The organism is Sandarakinorhabdus sp. (genome assembly GCF_040398645.1).
In the GTDB taxonomy this organism is placed as follows: Bacteria; Pseudomonadota; Alphaproteobacteria; order Sphingomonadales; family Sphingomonadaceae; genus Sandarakinorhabdus.
In genome coordinates this window covers 1-3,944 of the sequence record NZ_JBBATR010000099.1, presented here as the reverse complement: position 1 = coordinate 3,944, position 3,944 = coordinate 1, and the positions used below count along the sequence as shown (strand labels likewise).

At 66.0% G+C, this 3,944-nt stretch carries 3 protein-coding genes; 1 reads left to right on the top strand and 2 read right to left on the bottom strand.

Translation table 11 applies throughout. The features are described from left to right. Positions 1-626, bottom strand: a 626-nt coding sequence (locus ABWP50_RS13245) for an alpha/beta hydrolase (protein ID WP_353218458.1), incomplete at its 3' end; no start/stop codon positions are given. A 65-nt stretch (positions 627-691) separates the two neighbouring features. Between ABWP50_RS13245 and ABWP50_RS13240 the strand changes: the two genes are divergently transcribed. Beyond that, complete coding sequence (locus tag ABWP50_RS13240; protein WP_353218457.1) at positions 692-997, top strand: hypothetical protein; 306 nt, start codon at positions 692-694, stop codon at positions 995-997. 82 nt (positions 998-1,079) lie between these two features. Here ABWP50_RS13240 and ppdK read toward each other — a convergent pair whose 3' ends face one another. Continuing rightward, positions 1,080-3,743: a pyruvate, phosphate dikinase gene (gene ppdK / locus ABWP50_RS13235; protein WP_353218456.1), complete on the bottom strand. Its 2,664-nt coding sequence runs from the start codon at positions 3,741-3,743 to the stop codon at positions 1,080-1,082. Between the last annotated feature and the right edge of the window lie 201 nt (positions 3,744-3,944).

Sequence of the window (3,944 nt, the reverse complement as noted above, 5' to 3'; positions counted from 1 at the left end):
AGCAGCCGCGTGAGCCAAGCGCCCAGCGGCCGCGCCGCCAAACCCACCATCGGCGCCAGCACCACCGCGCGCGCCACATTGCGGCCGCCCGCCGCCAGATGGCGCAGCAGCAGATGCCCGCCCATCGAATGGCCGATCACATGCACCGGGCCGTCGCTCGCGGCCCACTCCACCATTTCGCCCAGATCATCCAACCAGACGCCAAAGCCCGGCGATGCGCCATGATGCGGCGTTTTGCCCAACCGGCGCGACAGGCCCTGCCCCCGCCAATCGAACATCGCCACGCCCCAGCCTGCCTCGGTCAGATCGTGCAGGGTTTCGGTGTATTTCTCGGCAAAATCGCCGCGCCCGGTCAGCAGCAGGATGGTGCCCGGCCCACCCGCCCGGCGCGGCCAGCACAGCGTGCGCACCGGCCAGCCATCGCGCAGCGTCACATAGGCGCTGGTGCCGCCCGGCGGCAGCATGCGCCGGCGGACCAACGGATTGCGCCAATCCGGCTTGCTGCGCCCTGCGCTGCTCAACCAGGCCTCTGCCAGCCCGCCCAAGCCAGGATCGGTCGTTGCATCGGCCTGCACCGCCGGATCATCAAAATCCGGTTCAGCCGCGTTTGATTCATCATCAATCATCGCCCGCAAATAGCCCGGCACGCGCCCACTTGCCAGTGACTTGCTGCCGCCATAGGCAGTCGGTGATGCATGCCGCCTTCAAGCTTCTCGCCGGTCTGGCCGCCACCGTGCTGGCAGCGCGCGCCGGCGATTTCGTCTATGGCCAGCGCGTAATGGCGCAGCTGTCGGGCGCAGCCGCCGATGCCATGATCGCAGCGGGCGTTGCCGACGGCAGCGTCAATTTCCGCGCGCCCGGCGGTGTGAGCGGGCGGGCAGCGCGTCTGTCCGGCACCGCCGATGCGCCTGCCCGCGCCGCCGTGATCGCCCGCCTGCGCCAGCACCCCGGCATCGTGGATGCCTGGTGGGTCGAACGACCGGCCGCTGCCCCATGACCTGGCTGCTCGGCGAGATCTGGCTGCTGGTGCTGGCCGGCTTTGCCATCGGACTGGCCACCGGCTGGTGGATCTGGCGGCGTTAACGCTTCTTCAACGCCGCCTGCGCTGCCGCCAACCGCGCGATCGGCACGCGGTAGGGCGAACAACTCACGTAATCCAGGCCCAGGCCCTCGCAGAACAAGATGCTGGCCGGGTCGCCGCCATGTTCGCCGCAAATGCCCAGCTTCAAATCAGGCTTGGTGCGGCGGCCACGCTCGGCAGCGATGGCGACCAGTTCACCCACGCCCTCTTCGTCGATCGAAACAAACGGGTCCTTGGGGTAAATGCCCTTTTCCACATAAGGCCCCAAAAACCGCGCCGCATCATCGCGGCTGATGCCCAGCGTGGTCTGCGTCAAATCATTGGTGCCAAAGCTGAAAAACTCGGCCGAGTGCGCAATTTCCGCCGCCCGCAATGCAGCGCGCGGCAATTCGATCATGGTGCCCACCAGATAGTCCAGCCGCGTGCCAGATGCGGCAAACACCAGCTCCGCCTCGGCATCGATGGCCGCCTTGGTCAGCTCCAGTTCCTTGGGCGCCGCCACCAGCGGCACCATCACCTCGGGCACCACCGCCTCGCCGGTTTCCTGCGCCACCATCACCGCCGCTTCGAAAATGGCGCGGGCCTGCATGGCGTAGATTTCGGGATAGGTGATGCCCAGCCGGCAGCCACGGTGGCCCAGCATCGGATTAAATTCGTGCAGCTCGCCAATGCGCCGGCGCACCAGCGCCTCCGACAGGCCGGTCGCCGCCGCCACATCCACAAACCCGGCATCATCATGCGGCAGAAATTCATGCAGCGGCGGATCGAGCAGCCGGATCGTGCACGGCAGGCCGGCCATCACCCGGAAAATCTCGGCAAAATCGGCGCGCTGTTCGGGCAGCAGCTCGGCCAACGCTTCTTCGCGCCCGGCGGTGTCTTCGGCCAGGATCATGCGGCGCACCGCGGTGATGCGGCTGGGTTCGAAAAACATATGTTCGGTGCGGCACAGGCCGATGCCTTCGGCGCCAAATTGCCGGGCCACCCGGCAATCGGCCGGCGTTTCGGCGTTGGTGCGCACCTTCATGCGGCGGTGTTTGTCGGCCCACAGCATCAAGATACCGAAATCGCCTGACAAATCCGGCTCTACGGTGGCCACGTCGCCGATCATCACTTCGCCTGTGGCGCCATCGATGGTGATCCGCTCGCCCTCGGCGATGCGGCGGCCGCCCGCAAGAAACGTGCGGCCGACCAGATCGATGCTGATGCTGCCCGCGCCCGACACGCAGGGCCGGCCCATGCCGCGCGCCACCACGGCGGCGTGGCTGGTCATGCCGCCGCGCGCTGTCAGGATGCCGCGCGCCGCGTGCATTCCGTGAATATCTTCGGGGCTGGTTTCGGTGCGCACCAGGATCACGGCATCACCCAGCTTGGCCTTCATCTCGGCGGTGTCGCTGTCAAACACCACGGTGCCGCTGGCCGCGCCGGGGCTGGCCGGCAGGCCGCGCGCAATCACATCGCGCGGCGCCTTGGGATCCAATGTCGGGTGCAGCAACTGGTCAAGCGCGCTGGCCTCCACGCGCAGCACGGCTTCGGCTTCGGTGATCAGGCCTTCGCCCACCATGTCCACGGCGATTTTCAGGGCTGCACGCGCCGTGCGCTTGCCGGCGCGGGTTTGCAGCATCCACAGGCGATTGTCCTCAACCGTGAATTCAATGTCCTGCATGTCGCGGTAATGGCCTTCGAGGAGGTCGAACACCTTGCCAAGCTCGGTGAACACCACCGGCATCGCCTCTTCCATCGAAGCGGCCTTGGCGCCGGCCTTCTCGCGCGCCGCCATCGTCAGATATTGCGGCGTGCGGATGCCGGCCACCACGTCTTCGCCCTGCGCGTTGATCAGATATTCGCCGTACCAGGCGCGTTCGCCGGTGGACGGATCGCGCGTGAAGGCCACGCCGGTGGCCGAGGTGTCGCCCAGATTGCCGAACACCATCGCCTGCACATTCACGGCAGTGCCCCAGCTTTCGGGGATATCATTCAGCCGGCGATAGGTGCGCGCCCGGTCGCTGCGCCACGAACCAAACACCGCGCCGATCGCGCCCCACAATTGCTCGTGCGGGTCCTGCGGAAACGGCTTGCCCCATGCCTGCTCCACAATGGCCTTGTAACGGGCCACCAGCGCCTGCAAATCGCCCGCATCGAGCCCAGTGTCCTGGCTGACACCCTTGTCTTCCTTGGCGATTTCCAGCGCGTCTTCGAACAGATAATGATCCAGCTCCAGCACGACATCGCCGTACATCTGGATGAAACGGCGATAGCTGTCCCAAGCAAAACGGGGATTGCCCGATGCCGCAGCCAGCCCGGCCACCGTGCTGTCATTCAGGCCCAGATTGAGCACCGTGTCCATCATGCCCGGCATCGACACGCGCGCGCCGGAGCGAACGGACACCAGCAGCGGATTGGCCGGATCGCCGAAATTCTTGCCTGTGGTGGCCTCGATGAACGTCAGTGCCGCCAGCACCTGTTCCTGCACATCATCCGGCAAGCGCCCGCCGGCATCATAATAGGCCGCACACACATGGGTGGCGATGGTCAGCCCGGGAGGAACGGGAAGCCCGATGCCCGCCATTTCGGCCAGGTTGGCACCCTTGCCGCCCAGCAATTCCTTCTGGCGGGCATCACCTTCGGCCAAGCCGCCACCGAATTTATACACTGATTTGGTCATGCTGCCCTTAATCCCTCATCCGCGAAGGGCCACCCCTGCCCGCAACGTCAATTGCCATCAACCTTCAATCTTCGAAAAATCCGCCACGCCATGCACAGCATCGCGGAAGCGCGCCAACAACGCCAATCGCCGCGCGCGCACGTGGGGATCGGGATCATTGACCATCACTTCGGTGAAAAACGCATCAACCGGCCCGCGCAA